The organism is Metabacillus sp. SLBN-84, from assembly GCF_053629595.1.
The window spans coordinates 1,108,823-1,131,361 of the sequence record NZ_JBRJIP010000001.1 but is presented as its reverse complement, the minus strand read 5'-3'; the positions used below and the strand labels follow the sequence as shown (position 1 = coordinate 1,131,361).

Genomic DNA, 22,539 nt, shown 5'->3' with positions numbered 1-22,539 from the left:
AAATAAAAACAATCGGCTTTAAGCTGCCGATTGTTTTTTCTATTTCAGGAAGCTTACTTATTGATTTCTTCTTTTTTCGCTTCCTCAATCTCTTTGTTCACTTGTTTTTTAAGCTCTTCTGAATGTGGCGCTGTTCCGGCAGTTGGAGCCGCTGCCGGGCTTACCGGCGATTGTACTTCCGCATTCAGCTGAGGCTCATCGGATGCTTCAGGAGCAAGTCTGATTTCGTCTTCTGTCTGCTCGTCGTTTTGCTGTTTGGATGCTTTTAGATCACGCACTTTGCTCATGATCTGTGAAGACTGGTCAGTCACAGCCTGTGAAAGGGTGGCTGATTTTTCTTTTGCAATAGCAGCAAACTCGTTGCCTTTTTCAAGGGCGTCGTTTGTGATTTTACCTGTTTTTTCTTTTACAATGACAGCCTGTTCTCCAATATTATCACGAAGTTCTTTACCTGATTTTGGCGCAAGGAAAAGGGCGGTTGTTGCACCCACAATCCCTCCAACAAGTGTTCCGATCAAAAAATCTTTACTGTTGATTCCATCTTTGCTCATGATAAATTCCTCCCTATTGTGATTCTTCTATATTTTTGAAACGGGTTCATATAGTCGGGTACTTCTGCTGTTCTCGAACTTCTTTTTTGAGCTTCCATTTGTTCCAGACATCCATGGCGACGTTGCTCCACTGGACGACCTGATTGATTTTATCCTGGTTTTTCTCAAGGTTTGTGCCGACAGAAACGGCTACCTTTTGAACAGAATCATTGAAGTTCTGCAGGGATGATCCGACACCCTGAACAGCGGATACAACTGTATTCAGTTTTTCGGATTTCTCCTGAATGTCTTCTGCCAAAGCATTGGTCTTATGCAGCAATTGAGTCGTTTCAAGGGTAATACCCTGCACCTGCTTTTCAAGGCCTTCCAGTGTGCCTGCTACATTGTTCAAAGTAGCCGACAGCGCCTTCAGCGTTTTCGACAGGAACACGACAAGAACTGTGAATGCAATTGCAATGAGTGCAACAGCTAAGTATAAAATAATTTCCAACTTCAGCACCTCCAAATAAGCGATAGTAACTGTTTCCCTTAAGAAACAAATCATAAACATGAATTTTTCATACACCTAGTATTCTACAAAACACACCGGATTCCTCTCCTATTATGACCGAGTTTTTCAATTTTCACTAAAAATTTTAACTCTTTTTTAAAACATCGGTTACAATAAAGGCTGTGCCGGTTATTTGTTTACATAGGAGGAAGAAAAATGAAAGATCCCCGCATTCAAACACTCGCCAAAAACCTGATCAATTATTCAGTTAAACTGAAAAAAGGCGAGAAAGTACTTATTGAAAATTTCGGTCTGCAAAGAGAGCTCGTTACGGCTCTTGTTCAAGAAGCCTACGCTGCAGGAGGATATCCGTTTGTATCCCTCAAGGATCAGCAGGTGGACCGTGCCCTTCTCATGGGAGGACAGGAAGAACAATACAGCATGATGGCCGATTTTGAAGCAAATGTGATGAGCAAAATGGATGCTTATATCGGGCTTCGTTCAGGTGACAACATTAATGAGCATGCAGATGTGCCTGATGCTCAGATGAAGCTGCAGAGCCGGACTGTCGGCAAAAAGGTTCACCGTGATATCCGCGTCCCGAAAACAAGATGGGTTGTCCTCCGCTATCCTAACGCTTCTATGGCCCAGCTTGCGAAAATGAGCACGGAAGCATTTGAAGACTTCTACTTTGATGTCTGCAATCTCGACTACGGCAAAATGGATCAGGCAATGGATTCGCTCGTCCATCTGATGAACCGAACGGATGAAGTGAGAATTACAGGTCCCGGAACTGATCTCGTTTTTTCCATAAAAGACATACCTGCTGTTAAATGTGCAGGAGAAATGAACATTCCGGACGGAGAGGTTTATACGGCGCCGGTCCGTGATTCTGTCAATGGAACCATTACGTATAACACTCCTTCACCATACAACGGCTTCACGTTTGAAAATGTAAAACTAACGTTTAAAGACGGCAAAATTGTTGAAGCCGAATCAAACGACACAGAACGCATCAACAGTATTTTTGACACAGATGAAGGAGCAAGATATATCGGCGAGTTCGCCATTGGCGTCAACCCGTACATCCAGCATCCGATGCAGGATATTCTGTTTGATGAAAAGATTGACGGCAGCTTCCACTTTACTCCGGGACAATGCTATGATGATGCATTTAACGGCAACCACTCCAATATCCACTGGGACATGGTCAACATCCAGCGCCCTGAATACGGCGGCGGAGAAATGTACTTTGACGGTGTCCTCATCAGAAAAGACGGCGTCTTTGTGATTGATGAGCTAAAAGGGCTGAACCCTGAAAATCTGAAGTAAATAACAAAAGCGCAAGCGCCTTGGTCAGATCCGATAGTCAGATAAGAATCCGGCGAAAAAGTCCGGGTTTGACTTTTTTGACGGATTTGTTCTGACAGAGGATCTAGGCGCTGGAGCTGGACGAGGATAACTTTATTATTTCGTGCACACCCTTTTATTCATTAAAATTTCATTAAACACACAAAAAAGCATGAGCCGTGGCTCATGCTTTTTTTAACCTAATTCATTTTCGTAGGCACGCTGATATTTCTGAATGTCTCCTGCTCCCATGAACACGAGAACGCCGCCTTCGTGCTTTTTAAGGACGCCAGTTTCTTCTTCATCAATCAGGGCTGCTGAATCAATTTTATTCAATAGATCCTGAATCGACAGCTTTCCGATGTTTTCCCGGGCAGAGCCGAAAATATCGCAGAGGTAAACCATATCCGCTTTCTTCAGGCTGTCTGCAAATTCATCAAGAAACGACTGTGTGCGGGTAAATGTATGCGGCTGGAAAACAGCCACGATTTCACGGTCCGGATATTTTTGTCTGGCTGCATCAATCGTTGCAGTGATTTCAGTCGGATGATGAGCATAGTCATCAATCAGAACCTGATTGCCGATTTTTTTCTCGTTGAACCGGCGCTTTACGCCTTCAAATGTTTGAAGCTGCGCCTGAATGACCTCTGCATCGATTTCTTCATAGTGGCAAATGGCAATGACAGAAAGAGCATTCAGCACACTGTGGTCTCCGAACGTAGGAATTTTAAATGAAGCATAGAATGTGTTTCGGACAAACACATCAAAGCTTGTTCCATCCGTTGATTTGACGACATTGCGTGCCTGAAAGTCGTTTTCTTCGCTGAATCCGTAGTACACGACAGGAACATTAGCCTGGATATGCTGAAGGTGCTCATCATCACCGCATGCGATAATCCCTTTTTTCACTTGCATGGCCATTTCCTGGAACGCTTTAAAAACGTCATCAATGCTGCTGAAGTAGTCGGGATGATCAAAGTCAATATTGGTCATGATTGCGTAATCAGGATAGTAGGAAAGGAAATGCCTGCGGTACTCGCACGCTTCAAAAACAAAGTATTCGCTTCCTTCCATTCCTCTGCCTGTTCCGTCTCCTATGAGGAAGGAAGTAGGCTTTGCACCCTGCATCACATGAGCGAGCAAACCGGTTGTAGACGTTTTGCCGTGTGCTCCCGTTACGCCTACACTTGTGAACTTCTCCATAAATTGACCCAGGAAAATGTGATAGCGGATGATCTCAAGACCAAGGTTTTTTGCTTCTTCGATTTCCGGGTGTGTGTCCGGAAACGCATTTCCGGCTATAATCGTCAGTCCTTGATGGATATTCTCTTTTGAAAATGGAAAAATATTAATTCCGCGCTGTTCTAATGCTTTTTGTGTAAAGATTGGCTTTTCAATGTCAGATCCCTGAACCTCATAGTTCATGTCATGAAGAATCTGTGCCAGGGCGCTCATTCCAGTCCCTTTTATTCCAACAAAATGGTAAACAGTCATAAATAGAACCTCCAACAAACGTCTATCTGTTTGACATTATATGATTCTTAACCCAATGTGCAACCGGAGGCTGCATAAGATAGCGGTTATGTATTTTAATTGCAGGACTGCAGCATTCTGCATTCTGCAGATTCTCTGCATCGCTTTTAAGAATGATGAAAACAAATCGTATTTTTTCCTGCCCAATGCATCTTAAACGATATCCTTGAACTTGGCAAGTGCTTAATCAAAATGGCGCGCTCTCATTCGGCCGCTGCGCCCCCTGATGGCTTTCCCTCAAAGAATTTGCCCTGATTTCAGGGATTTGTTTTTCACAGCAGAAAAAGAGGGAAACTGTATAGAAACAGTTTTCCCAATTGAGGAAGATAATACCTTCTCACCCTGAAAATATTATCTTCTTTTCAAATGAATCAGTAAACACTTCTTTCCTGCATACTTTCAAGGTCCTGCTCTGTAATCAGCACTTCACGGGGCTTGCTTCCCCTTGCCTCCGAAATAATGCCCTGCTTTTCCATCATATCCATTAATCTGGCGGCGCGGTTATAGCCGATTCTGAATCTTCTCTGCAGACTGGAGGTGGAAGCTCCTCCCTGATCGACAATGTATTCACATGCTTCTAAAAGCAGCTCATCCTCATCATTCTCAATGCTTGATTTTTTCATTAATTCTTCCTGTTCGAACAAAAAGACCGGCTTCATTTGATTTCTGACATGGCCCACTACCCGCTCAATTTCTTCATCCGACACAAAGTTCCCCTGCAGTCTGACTGCCTTAGATGTTCCGTTTTCAAGGAACAGCATGTCCCCTTTGCCAAGCAGCTTTTCTGCACCGGCTGCATCAAGAATCGTGCGGGAGTCTACTTGGGAGGAAACCGAGAAGGCAATTCTTGTCGGAATATTTGACTTGATCAGACCCGTAATTACATCAACGGACGGTCTTTGAGTAGCAACAATCAGATGGATGCCGCAGGCTCTAGCTTTCTGGGCAATTCTGCAGATGGATTCTTCCACATCGGCAGGCGCAGCCATCATTAAATCTGCCAGCTCATCAATCACAATCACCAAGTAAGGCATATGTTCACCTGAATTGTGCTTGGCTGCAAGCTCATTGTAGCGTGAAATATCCCTTGCTCCTGCATGGGCAAACAGTTCATATCTGCGTTCCATTTCCTCTACTGCCCATTTCAGCGCACCCGTGGCGGCTTTCACATCTGTGATGACCGGGCTGACTAAATGGGGAACATTCTGATACGGAGCAAGCTCCACCATTTTAGGGTCGATCAGCATCAGCTTCACTTCATGCGGTGAAGCTTTATACAGCAGGCTCACGAGTATCGTATTGATGCAGACGCTTTTTCCTGAGCCGGTTGCACCAGCAATCAGTCCGTGAGGCATCTTTTTCAAATCGGTCACAACAGCCTGGCCGGATATATCCAGTCCAAGAGCTGCTGTAAGCGGCGACTGGCTGTTTAAGAAGTCGGGACTTCTCAGAATTTCTCTCAGGTAAACCATTTTGCTGTGTCTGTTCGGCACCTCAATGCCAATCCGGTTCTTCCCTGGTATCGGCGCTTCAATGCGGATATCCTTGGCAGAAAGACTAAGCTTTATGTCATCTGTCAGATTCGTAATTTTGTTGACTTTCACACCCGGCTCCGGCTGGACCTCAAGACGTGTTACGGCCGGTCCCTGTGTCACGTGAACAACTTTTGCTTTGACGTTGAAATTCTCAAGTGTCATATTCAGCAGCTGTGTCTGCTCTCTCAGCCATTCCGTATCATCTACAATTTCCTTCGGAGGAATGTTTAGAAGCTGGAGAGACGGGAACGCATAAGCAGAGCCTCCAGGCACGCTCTGATTTCTTTGCGCTTTTTGCTTATCGCGCCCGAACATCATCACATTGAATGGAACCGTTGACCTCCTGTTCCCGCTGCTTGCTTGCTCCTTGACTTCTCCCGCTTCAGGCTTAGTTCCTTCGGAAGGATCTATGTCAGCCTCCTGCTGCGGGTTCTGCGAAGATTTGTTTTCTTCATGGACGTTTAAATTCTGCACATCCTGGAAAAGCGAGGCAGGGCGCCGGCGTTCTCCTGCTTCCGGTTCAGATTTTACTTCTGGTTCAGAATTTAATTCGGGTTCAAATTCTAATTCTGGCTCAATTTCTAATTCTTGCTCATCAAAAACTTCCTGTTCATATGCTGCTTCTGGTTGAGATGTCATTTCTGGCACAGATTCTAATTCTTGTACAGCTGTTTCTTCTACTTCAGATGCCCGTTCTGTTTCCAGCGCAGGAATTGTTTCAAGTGACGCTGCAGTCTCATGGGGCTCTTCAGGCTGCCCTGACTGGGATGGCTCATGCAGTTCGGGCACTTCTTCTTCCATTGATAGAGCAGGAGCTGTTTCTTTAAAGGCTGAAGACTGCTCATTCACTCGATCTGCAGGACGAATGACATCAGACTGTGTTTCATGTTCTGACTCTTCCATTGCCAGAGAAGCTGCTGACTCTTTGAAGCTTTGGGGCTGTTCACTCACTTGATCAGAAGGACGCAGATCCTGTTTTTCCTCTTCCTTGCGATAACCGAAAGAAAACGTTTCAGGTTTATGATTTTGGTGTTTTTGCAAAGCTGACACATCATTTTTTCTGTAAACCTCAGGAATGACAGGGCGGTCCTGTGATGCGTCTCCTTCAGGGATAGACCCGGAATGTGCCTTTAACCGGTCTGCTTCTTTTCTCAGCATTTCATGATTCTGCTGATGGAGCCTTGAAATGACAGACTCTGCAGCTTTCGCTTCCTGCTGGTAGCTTTGGAACATCGTTGTCCCCGCTTCCCGTCCGCCGTCCTGACTGACACGGCTGTTAAACGGACCCTGGTTGTCTCTTGATCTGTATCCGTAAATCGGAGAAGGAATTTCTGTCGGACTGAACGTTTTTTTAACAGGCTTGCTGTCTGTTTTTTTCAAAGCTTGCCCTGCCGGCTTTTTTGCTGCAGCGGGAGCTTTCCTTTCCGGTTTTGCAGCAGGTCTTCTTCTTGGTTCTGTACGGCTGTTCTGCTGGTCGGGTATGACCGGAAATTTAAAATTCCCTTTCGGGTACTGATAGGCGATTTTTGCATCTGCATTTTTCGTATTGGCAGCCGGCTGCTTGATTTGAGCCGGTGCATTATGTACAGGCGGAAGCTGTTCAGGTACTTGCCTGCTTTCGGCTGATCTTTTTTCCAATTGCTTATCTTCTTCTGTTTCACCAGTAAAATAATTGATCATTTTTGAAAACCAACTCATTGCATACCACTCTTTCAAATGTTTCTTCTTTCTTACCCCTCTATTGTATCAGGTAATCGCATCTTTTTCAGATAAATGACCATTTCATTTTCAAGAGAGACAGGGAAATTCTGTTCCCCGCAAACGGAAAAAGCCACTAGAAAAAATCTCCAGTGACGTTTCACATTTTTATAAATGGTACGGTATCAGCCGCTTTTTTATGGGAGTCAGCGGACAAATTTTCCAGTTTGGCTATTCAGTCCTGTTCTTCCTTTTTTGCACGGTTCTTCGCAAGAATAAAAACAGGTTCAAGCTCGCGGTTTTCATACAAGAAGGACAAAGCCGTAATCGGCACTCTGCCGCTAGCAAAAAAGCTCATCGCCATTTGCCCGAGAATATCGTAGCCCGTATCGTTGCGCACATCTGCTATGATCAGAACATCCTGATGGGGAACGGCGACGGCCATTGTTCCCTCCGCTTTCTTATGAAACGAATCAAGAATTGATTCATTCAGCAGGCGGCTCGCATCATATCCGTCGTTTGCATTAAGAAAATAAAAAACATTTCCTGCGACATGATCTTCTTTTACGCTCGTATCAAGCGACCTGAGATTAAATCTGGCCATCTCTTTCAGCTTGCTGAACGTCCAGTTCTCACGCTCCATCATCTTCTCATCAATCAGACGATATGATTTTCCTAAATCAAGGGCATAATAGATTCTTGTTTCCGCAGTATGCTCTTCAAAAATCAGCTTGACTCCGTCTGACGACTCTTCAGGAAAAGATGTGGATCTGATAACCGGAAAGATCCCTTTTTCTTTGCCGGTCAATTCCTGTTCATGATTCATAACGGTAAGTGCTTCTTCAATATAGTACACAAGCTCATCAACAGCCGTATCTTTTTTCTCTTCCCATTTCGCAATAATACCCGGAAGCGAAATCGTCAGTCCTTTTTTCGTCTCATCATCTTCAACACGGAGCTGATCTTTTTCCCTGTCAAACCGGGTGGACCATGTTTTATGGCTCAAACGGTCTTTAATCGTTTCAGCCATTTTTCTTGAAGTCATTTTCATCCCAGAATCTTCCCTTCTGTCTCAGGAAAGTCCATTAATGAATTCCTGAATCTGTTCTTTCGTTTTTCTGTCTTTATTCACATAACGGCCTGTTTCCGCGCCTTTATGAAAAGCAACAAAGCTTGGAATACCAAAAACGCCAAGATCTGCACACAAATCAATAAATTCGTCTCGGTCTACATAATAAAACGTAAAGCTGCTGTTTTCTTCCTGCAGCTCTGGCAAAATCGGGTCGAGAAACCGGCAGTCCGGGCACCAGTCAGCGGAAAACATTAAAATGACCCGCTCCTGCTGAATGACTTCGTTATACTGCTGCATTGATTGTAATTTTTCCATTATTAACCCTCCAACATGAACTAATTCTATCCACCCGAATCATACCAAACCCTGGTCCCTGTTGCCACTGTAGGGACTTATCAGAAAACGCCCGGCTGTAAAAAAGAAGACCTCTTTCTGTCTGAAAGAGGCCTGTTTTTCATTCAAATGAAACAGAAGAAATTATTTTCATCATTTGTTCTGCCGCATCTGCGACTTCCCGGCTTTTAGTCTGCGTCGTCATTTTCACTCCGCCAATGCCTGCTGATACTTCATACTCGTCGTCCGCTTTCAGTTTATCCACCAGAATGTAGCCAAAGCGGCCCTTGTCCTCAAACGTTTCATTTACAAGTGGATCTTTGTATTGCTCAAGAAGAGTATCATAGAAAAAAGAGCTTGTCTCTTTCTCATTTTCATTCACAAAGAGAATGTACTGCTGGTCTCCTTTATTAAAAATGACATTATTTGTTTTCCCAGCTTCTGCTTGATAGCCTTCAGGCAAATAATAGCTGATAGAGCCGCTTTTATCATTGGCTGCAGGCGGTTTTGCTTCAAAAGCTGCTTTCGTCTGATCTATTGCTGCAGTCTGAATCTCTTCATCATTTATCGTACAGCCAAAAAGGAATAAAAATAAAATAAATAATAGCCCTGTAAATCGTTTTTTCATACTCGAAAACTCCTCCTTCATTACTAGGAAAATAGAATTCCCTCCCTATAATAACCCTTACATTTTATAGTTAGCAAGACAGCTTTGTTTTATGTCCGGAAAAAGAGGGTATGAGGATCTGCCTTTAGCAATGCAGGAAAATAGTTGACTGTACGGACAAGCAAAAGAAGCAGCGTTTATTCGCTGCTTCTTTCTGTCTGATAAAGATATTGCCCTATTAAAAGCTGGCTAATATGCTTAAACATCTCTTTCCTTGTCACAAGCCCGCCTGTAAAAATGCCGACGGCGCCTTCTTTTTGGCTGACATTCTCCTTGCCGGCATACTCGTCCATCACGATTTTCAGCTCAATACCTGATTTCACTTTTCTGCCGATTTCCTCAGGCAGGGGAATTCTTGCTCCGCCTGCTATGATCGGCTCGATTCCCTGCACTGACAGCGCTCCCCAATTACAAAGGAAAAAGCCCTCGTCAGTCTCGAGCATTCCGCCTTCAAGACCTATTCCAATTTCAGCATTTTCTTCTTCTCTTGCACGCAGGGCCCTGTTTACAGCTCCGCGGATCGTTTCTTCATCAGAAAACGGCTGGTCAGCAACACCTGATGAAACACTCGTACTGCTTAATGTAAAAGAGCCTAGCTGGTCCAGGCACTCTTTTACAGCATTCACTTTTGCCGGATTCAGTGTCCCGATGGCAACCTTCATGATTGATCTCCTTTAAAAAAGCGCATGGCTCCGGCAAACCGAAGCAAAATGCGCAAAATAATCTGGCGGAAACGCCTTTTTTTATGAGTTTTGTTTAATCGAAGTCACTGTCGACTGGTCACATGCTTTCACAAGCTTCACAATCAGTTCCTTTGCCGCAGCGTAATCATCAATGTGCACAATGGACGCTGCCGTATGAATGTAGCGCGAGCAAATGCCCACGACTGCAGATGGCACACCGTCATTTGATGTATGCACTCGTCCTGCATCTGTACCGCCTTGAGAAACAAAGTACTGATACGGAATATTGTTTGATTCGGCCGTATCAAGAACAAATTCGCGCATTCCTCTGTGAGTGACCATCGTCCGGTCAAGAATGCGAAGAAGCGCACCTTTACCAAGCTGGCCGAATTCATGCTTTGCTCCGCTCATGTCGTTTGCAGGACTCGCATCAAGCGCAAAGAAAAGATCCGGACGAATCATGTTCGCAGCTGTCTGCGCACCCCTTAAACCAACTTCTTCCTGTACAGTCGCTCCGGAATAAAGCGTATTCGGAAGGGTAACATCTTTCAGCTCTTTCAAAAGTTCAATCGATAAACCGCAGCCGTAGCGGTTATCCCACGCCTTTGCCATAATTTTTTTCGGATTGGCCATCGGCGTAAATGGACAGATTGGAAGAATCTGCTGCCCCGGTCTAATGCCAAGTGCTTTCGCATCCTCATCAGAATCTGCACCGATATCAATCAGCATATTCTTGATTTGCATCGGTTTATTGCGCTGGTCTTCGCTGAGCAAGTGTGGCGGAATGGAACCGATCACTCCCGGAACAGGTCCCGCATCCGTCATGACCTCAACACGCTGCGCAAGCAGCACCTGGCTCCACCAGCCTCCAAGCGTCTGAAAACGCAGCATGCCGTTTTTCGTAACACCCGTCACCATGAAACCCACTTCATCCATGTGGCCCGCAACCATAATCCTCGGACCTTCCTCGCTGCCCCGCTTCACCCCGAAAATACTGCCGAGACGGTCCTGAATGATCTCATCTGAATACTTGGTGAGCTCAGAACGCATAAACTTTCGTACAGCATGCTCATTCCCCGGCGCACCCGGGAGCTCCGTCAATGTCTTAAAAAGCTCTAACGTCTCTTGATTCATCCATCATATCCCCTTTACATATGTATACTTCCATTTTACAGAAGATTTATCGTTCGTGCTACTAAAGAAAAGCGGAATCGCCTGGTTAGCTCCGGGAGTCAGATAAGAAATCACCCGAAAAGTCCGGTTTTGACTTTTTTGGCGATTTTGTTCTGACGGAAGGGCTGGGCGATGGAGCTGGACAATAAGAAAAGCGGAGCCGACCGTTTAGCCCTGACAGGCAGAAAAGAAATCACCCGAAAAGTCCGGGTTTGACTTTTTGGGGGATTTTGTTCTGACGGAAGGGCTGGGAGGCGGAGCTGGACAATGCGAAAAGCGGAATCGCCCGTTTAAGAACACTTCCCCTTAAACGCCAACCAGAGTTTATGTTGCTAACCCCGGTTAAGAACACTTTCCCTCGTAAACCAACCAACGTTTGTGCTGCTAACACCGGTTAAGAACACTTTCCATCGTAATCCAACCAACGTTTGTGCTGCTAACACCAGTTAAGAACACTTTCCCTCGTAACCCAACCAACGTTTGTGCTGCTAACCCCAGTTAAGAACACTTTCCCCCGTAAACCAACCAACGTTTGTGCTGCTAACACCGGTCAAGAACACTTTCCCCCATAAACCAGCCAACGTTTGTGCTGCTAACCCCGGTCAAGAACACTTTCCCTTGTTCACAAATCAGAGTTTGTGCCGCTATCAGCCCAGCCATAATCATTTCTCTCCACCCTCCTGCTTAACAACAGAAGGCATTTTCTGTATACTTAAATCATCGTGTACAGGATGGAGGAGATTGTGATGAATGGCAGAAAAGTACTGATAGGAATCGGGATTGGCCTGGCCGCTGCATATCTTTTCAGGGATCAATTGAAGCCGGCTTATATTTCTTCTGAAAAAGCACTGACGGCTGTGAAGAACGCGTTTAAAGAGAAAGGCCCTATTAATGGTTCATGGATTTATACGGTTCGTGAATCCTTTATCAATCAAGGGGAAACCTACAGCATCTACAAGGCCGGCGTTACACGGATGGCAGGTTCGGATCTTGAACAGTACGAAGCTTTTGTAGACGCTACAAACGGAAATATCCTGCATGTTGAACAAATTGCATAATACACAAAAGGCATGGGGTGCGCACCCCATGCCTTTTCTTTTACAGCGGACGAACCCGCTCAACCTTTTCTGTTATCTCCCGCTGACTGTTCCACTTGATTGCGCGGTAAAACGCATCATGATAAAAAGAGATCCACGTATTTTGATCAGCAGCAAGTCCGAGCCATTTTTGCTTCTGTTCAATCGACGTCATCGGATAATCATCATAAGCGAGGACCCAGAGCGGATTGCTGTGCGCATGTGTAGGCATCAGATCTGCCATATGAAGGACCGTTTCCCCGCCGTCTTCAATTTTTATCACGCTGTGGCCGTTGCTGTGCCCTCCGGTGTGGAACATCGTGATGCCGGGCACAACCTCTGATGACTCATCAAAGGCTTCTACCTGCTGTTCAATGGCCGTCCAGTTATCTTTCCAGTATGTATTCGCAGACCGTATATTCGGCTCTTTCATTTCATTCCATTCCGTAAGAGAAGTGACAATTTTAGCCTTTGGAAAAACAGATGCAAGTTCCTCTCCCTCACGTTTTGTGAGGCCTGAAACATGATCAAAATGAAGATGCGTCATCAGAACAAAATCAATATCTTCAGGTTTTAGCCCAAGCTCATTGAGCGAATCCTCAACATTTGATTCAGCTGTTACACCGAAATTTCTTTTCTGCTTATCTGTCAGCCTGCCTGATCCGATACCGCTGTCGATCAGAAGATTTACCCCGTTCTTCTGGACCAGAATGGGATCTGTCCGCAATTCAATTTGATTAAGCTCGTTGACAGGATATTTCTTTGACCAAAGCGGCTTTGGAACGACGCCAAACATCGCACCGCCGTCAAGGTAAGTCACTCCCCCGTCAAGCCAAGTTAAAGTTGTTTCCCCAATTGTTAACCTTTCCATTTACATCCCCTCCTCCTCCATCATACCAAAAAAAAGCCCGGGATTGATATCCTGGGCTACTTTCTGAATTTTACTTCCGAGCGGTAGATCCGCTGGCCTTTATTTGAGAATTTTTCTTCGTATTCAGTCATAATGTTGCCTTCAAACTCACTTCTGTGAAGGTCGAGGCTTACAAAAGTCAGCAGCAGGCCGTATTCTGAAAAGCTTCGCAGCGAATATTCGAATAGTCCCTGATTATCTGTTTTAAAGTGAATTTCGCCCTCTTCCACCAGAATATCCTGGTATCTTTTCAAGAAGGTTTTGTAGGTCAGTCTCCGCTTTGCATGCCTTGTTTTTGGCCAAGGATCAGAAAAATTCAGGTAGACTCTGTCAATTTCTCCTTCTGCAAAGAGCTCTGTCAGGTCTTCGGCGTTTTCATTGAGGAGAAATAGGTTTTTGCACTCTGATTCAACCGCTTTTTGAAGGGCTGCGACAATGACGCTCTCAGATAATTCAATCCCGATATAGTTAATATCAGGGTTTGCTTTTGCCATTCCTGTTACGAACTGGCCTTTACCTGTACCCACTTCGATATGAATTGGATTTTCGTTTCCAAAAAGCTTGTTCCATTTTCCTCTATGTTCTTTAGGATTCTGTATTGCAATATGTGAATGCCCGGCAATGTAGTCATTTGCCCAGGGCTTGTTTCGCTGTCGCATCAAGCACACCTCTGTCCATGTAATGTCGGATAAAAGGGTATCACGAAACGGTCCTGGGTGCAAGAAAATCTGGTGGTTTGATTAACAGAATTTGTGAAAAAGGTCAGTGCAATTGTGCCGGCATTTTTTATGCAGCAGCAGTGATCATAATGGCACCACTACGCCCAGTGACGCCACTTTTTATTTTCTCACCAGACTCTTTGTGGCACTACTCCGCCCAGTAACGCCATTTCTCACTTTCTCATCAACCTCTTTGTGGCACCACTACGCTCAGTAACGCCACTTCTCACTTTCCCAACAACCTCTTTGTGGCACCACTACGCTCAGTAACGCCACTTCTCACTTTCTCACCAGACTCTTTATGGCACCACCACGCTTAGTAACGCCACTTCCCGCATTCCCATCGGCCCCGCGGCGCCACCTTCTTAGCTACAAAATCAAAAAAACAGCCGGCTCCCCGTGGAACCGGCTGCAATACATGCGGAATGAAAACAGCGTCTCCTGCACAAATTAAGAGAAGAATTTGCAAAGGAGGCTTTTTATGCCGCTTAAATACGAGAATCAAGTTGAGTTGTTAAAGGATATTCTGTCAGAGCACCAGAGTGACTGCTGCGGAACGGTTGCTGAATGCGAGCAGCTTGAGCGCGTGGTGAAATCTTTGATGGTTCATGCTGATGTGCATCAGGATTTAAAAGGTGTCCTGCAATCGATTTATTCGTACAGCCAGGACGGAAAAAATTCCCCTGAACTGAATTCATATATTACGTCTCAGCAAAATGTGCTGTCTCAGTGGATCAGCGACATTGATTCATTTTCTTAATCTGCGCTGATTTTTGTAATCATTTGACGGAGATAGCTGTGCCATTCGTTGGTTTCTTTTTCATTGTGCTTGGCACGGTACCAAAGGGTATAGGTAATCGTTTGCGCAAGCACATACCAGAACATTCTGGCACGAAGCTGATCGTTAAGCTGAAGCCCGTAAGTAGAAAGCCAGCTGTCCCAGTCTTTTTCGTCAATGTACCAGTACAGCAGCATGCCGATATCGATTGCCGGGTCTGCTATCAGCGCGCCGTCCCAGTCGATCAGATAGAGCTGGTTCTCGCTTGAGAGCAGCCAATTGTTATGATTGACATCGCAGTGGCAGACCACTTTTTCGGCACAGTCCACATACGGCAGGTTTTCTTCAAGATAGTGAAGGGCCTGCAGCACTTCAGGGAGATAGAAATTTTCAAACTCAACCGTTTGTTTTAAATCCTCTAAAATCACGGATGGAGTAAGAGGCTTCTTACCAAGACGCTTCAGCATATCAAGCAGTTCTTTTGAATGATGGATCTTATGCAGCAGTTCCGCTACGTTTTCCCCGTTCATGTCATTCGGCTTCAGCTCACGGCCGCTGAGCCAGTGCTGTGCTGTAATCACATCGCCATTTTCCAGTCTCTTTGTCCATACGAGCTTAGGAACAATTCCTTCTGCAGACAGAACGGCCAAGAATGGAGAACTATTTCGTTTTAAGAACAATTTTTGTCCTTCTCGCTGTGCAAAATAGGCATCGCCTGTTGCTCCGCCAGCAGGAGATAGCTCCCACTCGCTGCCTAGTAGTTGTTCCAACCAGTTCACCTTCAATTTCAACCCAACATTTCATTTATAAGTTTGGAATAGGAAAAGAAAGCATGCGCTTTTCCTGTCATTAGTCATCATTTCAGTCAATTAAAAAAGACAGCTAGTTTGATGAATCAAACAGATACAAGTAGCCATCCTTTTAAATTTTATCGTTTCCAGGCGAATTTAGTCAAGAAAAACCGAAAAGCTACTTTTGAAACAAGACCAAAGTGCCGATTTCATTTGCTGTGATCTGTGAGTCTGCCTTCTGTTCATGGTGATCTTTATTCATCAATGGATTTGATGCGATTTCCCATTCTCCTCCCTCAGGAAGCGGAATGACCGCACCGTTTCGATGGCTGCAGTGAATGACCGCGATGTGTCTCCATGGACCATATTCTTTTACGTCCATTAATGCATATGCGTATACTCCGCCTTCATTTTTCAGTACCCGGTAATGTCTGCTGATTTCATCTGAAGCTCCAAACCGGAAGGCGCCGTGGGATTTTCTCAAGGCAATAAGATGCTTGATATACTTGACATCTTCAGCGTATTTCTCCCGTTCATTCCAGTCGAGCTGATTAATGTCATCAGGTGATTTATAGCTGTTTTCTACGCCTTTTTTCGTCCGGTAAAATTCCTGGCCGCTGTGAAAAAACGGGATGCCCTGCGCAAGGATGACCATTCCGGCAGCAAGTTTTTGCCTCATCCGTCTGTCTTCATGCGCCTCATGAGGATTTGACACCTCCATTTTATCCCAAAGCGTATGATTATCATGGGATTCCACATAATTAATGGATTGCGCAGGCGACGTAAAATGGGCAATCGAACCTGTCATGACTCTTGCCAGCAGATCCGGGTTTGATGTATGCCCGAAAATAAATCCTTTATCGTAAAGATTGAACGTGCTCCCTTTAATCACATCCCTGAACTGGTCATTGAAAAAAGAGATGCCCGGCATTTTCCCGGCGTTTGCAATAATGGCTTTTTTTTCATAGGAAAGCGGGGTGTTTAAGTCCCATCCTTCTCCCAAAATAAGAAGATCCGGCTTAATCCTCATACATGCTGCATGGACTTCATTCATCGTTTCAACATCTAAAATACCCATCAAATCAAAACGGAAACCATCAACATCATATTCGCTCAGCCAATAGGAAACAGAATCAACAATAAATTTCCGGGCCATTTTCCGTTCGGATGCGATATCATTTCCGACACCTGTTCCATCTGACGGAAGTCCGTTGTGGTCGTGACGGAAATAATAGCCCTGTACAATTTTTTCAAAAGAAGAGGTCTCCCGGATATAGACGTGGTTGTACACGACATCCATGATCACTCTGATTCCGCTTTCATGAATAGACTGAATGGCGCTCTTTAATTCTCTTATCCGTTGGGCAGGGTCATCGGGTTTAGCCGAATAGCTTCCCTCCGGCGCATTAAAGTGCAGAGGATTGTATCCCCAGTTATACTCTGCGGATGTGTCCTGTTCATCCACACCTTCAAAGTCGTTAAAAGGCAAAAGCTCCAGGTGGGTAACACCAAGCTCCTGCAAATAGGAAAGACCAGACGATAATCCGCCGGTTGTTTTCGTCTCTTTTTCGTTGAAGGCTGCGTATTTTCCCTTTTGATTGATGCCGCTGTCCGGATGGATGCTGAAATCACGGATATGAGCCTCATATATAATGGCATCGGTCAATTTTTCAAAAGGTTGAGGTTTTTTTCTTTCCACATCTGTTTTTTTCAAATCGGTTATGACACCGTACTCTCCGTTTATGGAAACCGCTTTTGCATAAGGATCGACAGCTTCGTTCCAGATCAGGTTCACACAGACAAGATACGTATAGAAAACGCTGTCAAAATTGCCCTGAAGCTCTATCGTCCATATTCCTTTTTCTCCAAGCGTCATAGGCATCGTTTCTATTTTATTTACATCCGTAAAAAGAAGCTTTACTTTCACCTCTGTCGCAGTAGGAGCCCAGACCTTTAATACTGTGGATTCCTCCCCGTAAACTGCGCCCAGGTCATTTTCTCCGTAGTAAAAATAGTCGTCAAATAAATCTGTTCTGATGACAGCCCCCATCTGGAGATCGGTTTTTCGGTTCAGGTCATCGCAAATTTCGTACAGTTTTCCGAAGGGCTTAACGGACGGGTCAAACCTGCATTGAATCTTTACTCTGTTTTCAATCGTCTCGATCCGTTCACACTTGAGCTCTGTCCGGGTCTCCCCGTCAAGCAGATAGAACGTCCTCTTTCCCTCTCCCTGCATTTCTCCAGGAATTAAAATGGTGATTAAGTTCATTTCGTCAAGGTATGCATGATATGCACGTTGTACCGTTAGCATGTTGATTCACCTGCCTGCAATAGTTGTTTCTTCATCACACCAGTATACCCATGTGGACACGTCTTGATATTTATTCAGATATAATACTTTATGCTTTTTGGCCTTAATGTGACTGTAACAGGTGTTTCGCCTAAATATTCTCCGTCTGCATGCACCATGACAGAAACGGGGCCTGATATCGTGATTTCATGGCCCTCCATCATGGAAACTTCTTTCAGCCCTTTATGTCTGCCTGTAAAAACAAGTACAAAGAGAAGGAGCAGTTTGCCTCTGGATAATCCGTGGACAACGGTGGCGTTCAGCAATCCGTCATCAGGCCTTGCATCAGGGGAGATTTTCATTCCTCCCCCGTAATATGGATGGTTGCTGACTGCAGCAAGCCAGACCTTTTCAAAAACCTTTTCTTCGCCGTCAATCGTTACAGAGAGCAAACCGGGCTGGTAGGTGAAAAGACCTTTCATAAGAGCAAGGGTATATACGAAGGAGCCTGCACCCGCTCTATTCAGAATCTTTTTCCATTTCATTTCACTGGAAAGCTTCGCAACGTAGGCGTCGAAGCCTGCACCTATGCTGTTCACAAACAGCCGGTCTGCTTTCCCGGCCCTGCAGCAGCCCAAGTCATAGCTTTTAGCCTGTCTGTTCAGTCTTGTGAGAACAGAGCCTTTCCCCTTTGAGCTGCCGTATCCCCTTTTAAAATCATTGCCCGACCCCGACGCAATATAGCCGATTTTGATATGATCAAACCCGCTCAGCCCGTTTACAATTTCGTGAATCGTTCCGTCTCCGCCAATGCCTATCACCGTTTTCAGCCGATAGTCATGTATGGATGCAATTTGCCTGGCAAGTACTTCTGCATGTCCGGCGTAATCCGTCATAAAAGACCGGTACTCCATGTTTTTCTTTTCCATTTCTGCTTTGATTTTTTTAAAAACACGCAAAGACCGTCCATTTCCCGCAACGGGATTTATAATAAAGTATATGCTGTTTTCCATCGTCAGCCCCATTATCTTCATGTGGATTATGAATACCTTAAGAGATATTCCGAGTCTAGTAAAATTATAGCTTTTTTCTTTGGGGAAGTGGGTGTAATTGGATAAAAAAATACGCCAAAAGGCGCATTAGTCATTTCTTCTGAACGATTCACTCACACAATTAGCCAGGAGAACACCGGCTGCTTTCAGCTGATCATGCTTCATTGGCATTGAATGATGGATGTGAGGATATATCCACTGGCTGTATGACCTTTTATCCGCAACTGTCAAATCATAGGAAGCCTCCGGGTATTCAACAAAGCCCTCTTTGCATACAAGCGCTTTTTTCACTTTTAATCCGATCTCTTTTTCTTTTAAAAGCTGCTTTACAAGGGCAGCTGTCCGGCTGAGGCTGATTATCGGCGAGAGGAGACTTGATTCATCTTTTTCTCCGGGGTTTTTCCGCCAGAACCTTTCTGCTGATCCCATATAGACGTCATGGCGGTCACCTTCAAGAAAATGAATGCACGTGATTTCCCCCGGGCTTATTAAAATCGTGTCGAGGGCAATGGATGTATTTTTCACCCTGAGGACCGGAGCATACATGATCAGATGCTGATCAGGAAGCTTTTGCAAAAGCTCCTTCAGATTGCGATCATCCGAGAGAGAAGGATCTGCAAATGATCTGTCCCTTATGGTTGACGTTGCCCATTTCAGCTGGAAGTGAAAAACCCGCTTCATAAACATTTCCTTCAGCTCATCAAGGGAGCCGGGAATGGCATGAAAGCTCAGCTCAGATGAATCCATATTTGCTTCAGGATAGGTGACAGATGTGCCGGACCTTTCCTTTTTAAGCTTGTAACTCCGTATCCTTGTCAGGGAATCTCCCTCTTTTTCCGTGCTTTCCATTTGCTCTTTTTTAACAAAATGGTGAAATTCATTCTTTTCAAAAGCTTCCTTCAGCATGAGCCACTGCTGTTTTTTCACACGCAGAAACCGGCTCTGATAGCGGTACAGATCCATTTCATATCTGGATATGCACGCGTGAACTTTTATTAATTGAGCCACTTTATGTAAACTCCTTCCGGATCATTCATCCTCACAGAACATGTAAAAGAAACGGAACCAATACCGGACACAGAACAGCCGTAAATATGGCGCACAGCGTCATGGAAATGGAGCTGACAGCTCCTTCAAGCTCTCCCATTTCAAGAGCTCTCGCCGTACCTGTTCCGTGTGATGCCGCACCTAGTCCGATTCCTTTTGCAACGGGATGGCTAATGCCAAAAGCCTTTAGAAGAGACGGGCCGAAAACAGCCCCCGACATGCCCGCTATAACCACATAGATAACCGCAAGCGCAGGGATTCCTCCGAGTATTTCTGAAATATCCATTGCAACGGGATTTGTGACCGATTTCGGAGCAAGTGACAGGATCATCTCCCGGTCTACATGAAATAATGCTGCAAGGCCGGCCCCGCTCACAATTCCGATTATACTTCCCGATAGAACGCTCGTAAAAACGGTCAAAGCATACTTTTTCATCACATGTCTGTTTTCATACAGCGGATAGGCAAGTGCGACTACAGCAGGCCCTAAAAGAGCATCAATCCACTTTCCGCCGGTCATATACTCAGCATACTCGGTATCTGTGAGAAGGAAAAGCACAATTAAAAGAAAAGTGCTCGTTAAGATCGGCACTAATAGAGGAAAAGGGTATTTTTTATAAACCTCTCTCATAAGGGCGTACACGTTAACCGTAAGGACAATATAGAAGATCACAGCCATCATGAGTTTTCCCCCTCTCCTTCATTTGCCGTTTTTCTGGTGCTCATCCACTGGCTTACCGAAGCGGCTGACAGCATGACGAGAGCTGTGCTGAAAAGAGCAATCAGCGCGCTGATCAGGCCCCTTCCCGCAAATAGGTCAAAATGGTCCATCAGCCCGACCGTTGCAGGAACGAAAAGCAAGGCTAAATGTTTAAGCAAAAAGGAGCTTCCTTCCTTTAACAGCGGCAGTTTTATGAGTTTGAAGGACAGGCAGAAAAATAAAAGAAACATGCCGATAATACTGCCCGGCATGGACAAGCTGAAAAATTGCTGAATGGCTGTGCCGGCAAAATAAAAAAGAAATAAACCGGCAAGCTGAATAACAATACGTATAAATTTCATAGTTTCCCCGCTAAGCTTAAAAGTCTTATTTATCTTATTGGGCATCAGCGCAATAAGACAGTGTCAATTGCATGATACTTAGGGACTTCCCCAAGCCTGGTCTGAAACAGATTGATTTTTGAAACCTGAAAGGCTGACACCGGATGATCCGGAAGCATCCTTTCCTGAAAGTCTTCATCTGCAGCCCATTTCCGCGCGATCGTGATATGTGGGGCGAATGGACGCTCATCAAGTGCAAAACCATGTTCCCGGCACACGGAATATACCGTTTCCCTCATCTTTTCAAGCGGCTCTGATTTTTCCGCGCCCGCCCAGAAAATACGGGGGGCCTGCTTTCTCCCGAATGTGCCGAAACCGCTGATTGTCAGGTGAAAGGAAGGAAACTGGCCAAGGGCTGCGTGCAGTTCCTTCATGACGGCCTGCAGCTGATCAGCGGAATCCGGATGCCCCAAAAAAGCGAGCGTCAAATGATAATCCAGAGGATGAACCCAGGACTTGAACAGCTTTCTCATCCCTTCTGTTTTTGCTGTCAGTCTATCTCCTTCATTCTGAGGGACAGGTATTCCAATAAAATAATGGGTTTGTGTCGTCATAACGGTTCCTTTCCCGTCTGTTTGCTATGAGTATGGCTCTGCTCCGGCGCTTCCATGCAAAAACAGCGCAATCACTTTTTTCATTTTATCAAAGTCTCCGGGAAGAATAGAAACAAAGCGCCTTGCTTTAAGAAAATCGATTGCTGGGAAGGCAATCAGAGGATATGCTATTATATCAACTAAAGGAGCTGAAAAAATCATGCGTGTTGTAGAAAATGTGGCAGATTTAATTGGCCATACACCTCTTTTAAAATTAAACCGCCTGAATCCAAAAGACGGAGCTGCGGTTTATCTTAAGCTTGAGTTCTTCAATCCAAGCGGCAGTGTAAAAGACAGAGCTGCTTTTAATATGATTGTCGAGGCCGAAAAACAGGGCCTGTTAAACGAAAAATCAACGATTATCGAGCCAACGTCAGGCAATACAGGCATCGGACTTGCGATGAATGCGGCAGCAAGGGGCTACAAAGCCATTCTTGTCATGCCTGATACGATGACACAGGAACGCATCAATCTGCTTAAAGCTTACGGTGCAGAAGTTGTGCTTACACCGGGCGACGAAAAAATGCCCGGTGCCATAAAAAAGGCAAACGAGCTTGCACAGGAAATCCCTTACAGCTTTGTTCCCATGCAGTTTGAAAACGAAGCAAATGCTGATGCCCACCGCAAAACAACGGCACCCGAGATTATTGACGCAATGGATGAGATCGGGAAAAAGCTTACTGCATTTGTTGCCACAGCTGGCACTGGCGGAACCATTACAGGCACCGGCGAAACGCTGAAAGAGCATTACCCGGATTTGACCGTACATGTTGTAGAGCCGGCCGGCTCCCCGGTCCTTTCCGGTGGAAAGCCCGGCAAGCATAAGCTTGTCGGCACAAGTCCCGGATTTATTCCAGACATTCTGAATCAGGATGTCTACGATGAGATTTTCAAAATAAAGGATGAAGAAGCGTACACCATTACACGCAGACTTGCTGCTGAAGAGGGAATCCTTGTCGGTCCATCCTCAGGTGCAGCCTGCTTTGCCGCCCTTGAAGTTGCAAAACGCCTGACACCGGATGATGTTGTTGTCTGCATCGCATGCGATACAGGCGAACGCTATCTATCAAGCGATGTGTTCAGAGAAGAATAAGTCT

The 22,539-nt window shown here is 45.2% G+C and carries 22 protein-coding genes; 4 read left to right on the top strand and 18 right to left on the bottom strand.

Annotation, left to right across the window (positions count from 1 at the left end; all coding sequences use genetic code 11):
* Nucleotides 1-53 precede the first annotated feature (53 nt).
* Together RKD52_RS05560 and RKD52_RS05555 are read right to left on the bottom strand one after the other, a co-directional pair.
* A complete protein-coding gene (locus RKD52_RS05560; RefSeq protein ID WP_454098980.1) occupies nt 54-551 on the bottom strand; it encodes a YtxH domain-containing protein in 498 nt (165 codons plus the stop codon).
* A 46-nt stretch (nt 552-597) separates the two neighbouring features.
* Nucleotides 598-1,041: a DUF948 domain-containing protein gene (locus RKD52_RS05555; RefSeq protein WP_454098979.1), complete on the bottom strand. Its 444-nt coding sequence runs from the start codon at nt 1,039-1,041 to the stop codon at nt 598-600.
* Between the two features lie 216 nt (nt 1,042-1,257).
* Here RKD52_RS05555 and RKD52_RS05550 point away from each other — a divergent pair, with 216 nt between their 5' ends.
* Nucleotides 1,258-2,373 (top strand): aminopeptidase, encoded by a 1,116-nt coding sequence (locus RKD52_RS05550; RefSeq protein WP_454098978.1) that lies wholly within the window; start codon nt 1,258-1,260, stop codon nt 2,371-2,373.
* 213 nt (nt 2,374-2,586) lie between these two features.
* On the opposite strand, the gene murC is transcribed toward RKD52_RS05550, so the two are convergent.
* The 7 genes from murC to RKD52_RS05515 all read right to left on the bottom strand — a co-directional run bounded on the left by murC (nt 2,587) and on the right by RKD52_RS05515 (nt 11,046).
* Nucleotides 2,587-3,885 carry a UDP-N-acetylmuramate--L-alanine ligase gene (gene murC / locus RKD52_RS05545; RefSeq protein ID WP_369734586.1) on the bottom strand — a complete coding sequence of 433 codons (1,299 nt, stop codon included), beginning with the start codon at nt 3,883-3,885 and terminating at the stop codon, nt 2,587-2,589.
* 410 nt (nt 3,886-4,295) lie between these two features.
* Nucleotides 4,296-7,157 carry a DNA translocase FtsK gene (locus RKD52_RS05540; RefSeq protein WP_454098977.1) on the bottom strand — a complete coding sequence of 954 codons (2,862 nt, stop codon included), beginning with the start codon at nt 7,155-7,157 and terminating at the stop codon, nt 4,296-4,298.
* 235 nt (nt 7,158-7,392) lie between these two features.
* On the bottom strand, nt 7,393-8,208 hold the full coding sequence (locus tag RKD52_RS05535; protein WP_454098976.1) for a DUF1444 domain-containing protein: 816 nt from the start codon (nt 8,206-8,208) through the stop codon (nt 7,393-7,395).
* 21 nt (nt 8,209-8,229) lie between these two features.
* Nucleotides 8,230-8,544: a thioredoxin family protein gene (locus tag RKD52_RS05530; protein ID WP_454098975.1), complete on the bottom strand. Its 315-nt coding sequence runs from the start codon at nt 8,542-8,544 to the stop codon at nt 8,230-8,232.
* A 139-nt stretch (nt 8,545-8,683) separates the two neighbouring features.
* A complete protein-coding gene (locus RKD52_RS05525) occupies nt 8,684-9,190 on the bottom strand; it encodes a hypothetical protein (protein WP_454098974.1) in 507 nt (168 codons plus the stop codon).
* A gap of 176 nt (nt 9,191-9,366) precedes the next feature.
* Complete coding sequence (locus RKD52_RS05520) at nt 9,367-9,891, bottom strand: DUF84 family protein (protein WP_454098973.1); 525 nt, start codon at nt 9,889-9,891, stop codon at nt 9,367-9,369.
* 81 nt (nt 9,892-9,972) lie between these two features.
* Complete coding sequence (locus tag RKD52_RS05515; protein WP_454098972.1) at nt 9,973-11,046, bottom strand: M42 family metallopeptidase; 1,074 nt, start codon at nt 11,044-11,046, stop codon at nt 9,973-9,975.
* 785 nt (nt 11,047-11,831) lie between these two features.
* Here RKD52_RS05515 and RKD52_RS05510 point away from each other — a divergent pair.
* On the top strand, nt 11,832-12,143 hold the full coding sequence (locus RKD52_RS05510; protein ID WP_282033127.1) for a PepSY domain-containing protein: 312 nt from the start codon (nt 11,832-11,834) through the stop codon (nt 12,141-12,143).
* A gap of 40 nt (nt 12,144-12,183) precedes the next feature.
* On the opposite strand, the gene RKD52_RS05505 is transcribed toward RKD52_RS05510, so the two are convergent.
* Entirely contained in the window at nt 12,184-13,032 is an 849-nt protein-coding gene (locus RKD52_RS05505; protein WP_454098971.1) for a YtnP family quorum-quenching lactonase, read from the bottom strand.
* Between the two features lie 56 nt (nt 13,033-13,088).
* Nucleotides 13,089-13,730 (bottom strand): tRNA (guanosine(46)-N7)-methyltransferase TrmB, encoded by a 642-nt coding sequence (trmB, locus tag RKD52_RS05500; protein ID WP_454098970.1) that lies wholly within the window; start codon nt 13,728-13,730, stop codon nt 13,089-13,091.
* A gap of 541 nt (nt 13,731-14,271) precedes the next feature.
* On the opposite strand from trmB, the gene RKD52_RS05495 reads away from it, so the two are divergent.
* Nucleotides 14,272-14,550, top strand: coding sequence for a YtzH-like family protein (locus RKD52_RS05495; RefSeq protein ID WP_029278932.1), 279 nt, complete (start codon nt 14,272-14,274; stop codon nt 14,548-14,550).
* Here the strand turns inward: RKD52_RS05495 and RKD52_RS05490 are convergent.
* The 7 genes from RKD52_RS05490 to thpR form a co-directional block, all read right to left on the bottom strand.
* The gene (locus RKD52_RS05490) at nt 14,547-15,359 is read right to left on the bottom strand and encodes a phosphotransferase family protein (protein WP_454098969.1); all 813 of its coding nucleotides are present in this window, start codon (nt 15,357-15,359) and stop codon (nt 14,547-14,549) included. The genes RKD52_RS05495 and RKD52_RS05490 overlap by 4 nt on opposite strands.
* Before the next feature lie 178 nt (nt 15,360-15,537).
* Nucleotides 15,538-17,670 (bottom strand): type I pullulanase, encoded by a 2,133-nt coding sequence (pulA, locus tag RKD52_RS05485; protein ID WP_454098968.1) that lies wholly within the window; start codon nt 17,668-17,670, stop codon nt 15,538-15,540.
* Between the two features lie 74 nt (nt 17,671-17,744).
* Nucleotides 17,745-18,662 (bottom strand): diacylglycerol/lipid kinase family protein, encoded by a 918-nt coding sequence (locus RKD52_RS05480; RefSeq protein ID WP_454098967.1) that lies wholly within the window; start codon nt 18,660-18,662, stop codon nt 17,745-17,747.
* Nucleotides 18,663-18,788: 126 nt separating this feature from the next.
* Nucleotides 18,789-19,709, bottom strand: a complete 921-nt coding sequence (locus RKD52_RS05475; RefSeq protein WP_454098966.1) for a hypothetical protein — start codon at nt 19,707-19,709, stop codon at nt 18,789-18,791.
* Nucleotides 19,710-19,740: 31 nt separating this feature from the next.
* Complete coding sequence (locus tag RKD52_RS05470) at nt 19,741-20,430, bottom strand: LrgB family protein (RefSeq protein ID WP_454098965.1); 690 nt, start codon at nt 20,428-20,430, stop codon at nt 19,741-19,743.
* Entirely contained in the window at nt 20,427-20,810 is a 384-nt protein-coding gene (locus tag RKD52_RS05465; protein WP_454098964.1) for a CidA/LrgA family protein, read from the bottom strand. Before RKD52_RS05465 ends, RKD52_RS05470 begins: the two co-directional genes overlap by 4 nt.
* A 44-nt stretch (nt 20,811-20,854) precedes the next feature.
* A complete protein-coding gene (thpR, locus tag RKD52_RS05460) occupies nt 20,855-21,403 on the bottom strand; it encodes an RNA 2',3'-cyclic phosphodiesterase (protein ID WP_454098963.1) in 549 nt (182 codons plus the stop codon).
* A 199-nt stretch (nt 21,404-21,602) separates the two neighbouring features.
* Here thpR and cysK point away from each other — a divergent pair, with 199 nt between their 5' ends.
* Entirely contained in the window at nt 21,603-22,535 is a 933-nt protein-coding gene (gene cysK / locus RKD52_RS05455; RefSeq protein WP_454098962.1) for a cysteine synthase A, read from the top strand.
* Nucleotides 22,536-22,539: the final 4 nt, after the last annotated feature.

What these genes read in the sequence shown, in the direction of transcription:
- RKD52_RS05560 (WP_454098980.1), bottom strand. Translation starts at nt 551, where the DNA reads ATGAGCAAAGATGGAATCAACAGTAAAGATTTTTTGATCGGAACACTT.
- RKD52_RS05550 (WP_454098978.1), top strand. Translation starts at nt 1,258, where the DNA reads ATGAAAGATCCCCGCATTCAAACACTCGCCAAAAACCTGATCAATTAT.
- murC (WP_369734586.1), bottom strand. Translation starts at nt 3,885, where the DNA reads ATGACTGTTTACCATTTTGTTGGAATAAAAGGGACTGGAATGAGCGCC.
- RKD52_RS05540 (WP_454098977.1), bottom strand. Translation starts at nt 7,157, where the DNA reads ATGAGTTGGTTTTCAAAAATGATCAATTATTTTACTGGTGAAACAGAA.
- RKD52_RS05535 (WP_454098976.1), bottom strand. Translation starts at nt 8,208, where the DNA reads ATGAAAATGACTTCAAGAAAAATGGCTGAAACGATTAAAGACCGTTTG.
- RKD52_RS05530 (WP_454098975.1), bottom strand. Translation starts at nt 8,544, where the DNA reads ATGGAAAAATTACAATCAATGCAGCAGTATAACGAAGTCATTCAGCAG.
- RKD52_RS05525 (WP_454098974.1), bottom strand. Translation starts at nt 9,190, where the DNA reads ATGAAAAAACGATTTACAGGGCTATTATTTATTTTATTTTTATTCCTT.
- RKD52_RS05520 (WP_454098973.1), bottom strand. Translation starts at nt 9,891, where the DNA reads ATGAAGGTTGCCATCGGGACACTGAATCCGGCAAAAGTGAATGCTGTA.
- RKD52_RS05515 (WP_454098972.1), bottom strand. Translation starts at nt 11,046, where the DNA reads ATGAATCAAGAGACGTTAGAGCTTTTTAAGACATTGACGGAGCTCCCG.
- RKD52_RS05510 (WP_282033127.1), top strand. Translation starts at nt 11,832, where the DNA reads ATGAATGGCAGAAAAGTACTGATAGGAATCGGGATTGGCCTGGCCGCT.
- RKD52_RS05505 (WP_454098971.1), bottom strand. Translation starts at nt 13,032, where the DNA reads ATGGAAAGGTTAACAATTGGGGAAACAACTTTAACTTGGCTTGACGGG.
- trmB (WP_454098970.1), bottom strand. Translation starts at nt 13,730, where the DNA reads ATGCGACAGCGAAACAAGCCCTGGGCAAATGACTACATTGCCGGGCAT.
- RKD52_RS05495 (WP_029278932.1), top strand. Translation starts at nt 14,272, where the DNA reads ATGCCGCTTAAATACGAGAATCAAGTTGAGTTGTTAAAGGATATTCTG.
- pulA (WP_454098968.1), bottom strand. Translation starts at nt 17,670, where the DNA reads ATGCTAACGGTACAACGTGCATATCATGCATACCTTGACGAAATGAAC.
- RKD52_RS05480 (WP_454098967.1), bottom strand. Translation starts at nt 18,662, where the DNA reads ATGGAAAACAGCATATACTTTATTATAAATCCCGTTGCGGGAAATGGA.
- RKD52_RS05470 (WP_454098965.1), bottom strand. Translation starts at nt 20,430, where the DNA reads ATGATGGCTGTGATCTTCTATATTGTCCTTACGGTTAACGTGTACGCC.
- RKD52_RS05465 (WP_454098964.1), bottom strand. Translation starts at nt 20,810, where the DNA reads ATGAAATTTATACGTATTGTTATTCAGCTTGCCGGTTTATTTCTTTTT.
- thpR (WP_454098963.1), bottom strand. Translation starts at nt 21,403, where the DNA reads ATGACGACACAAACCCATTATTTTATTGGAATACCTGTCCCTCAGAAT.
- cysK (WP_454098962.1), top strand. Translation starts at nt 21,603, where the DNA reads ATGCGTGTTGTAGAAAATGTGGCAGATTTAATTGGCCATACACCTCTT.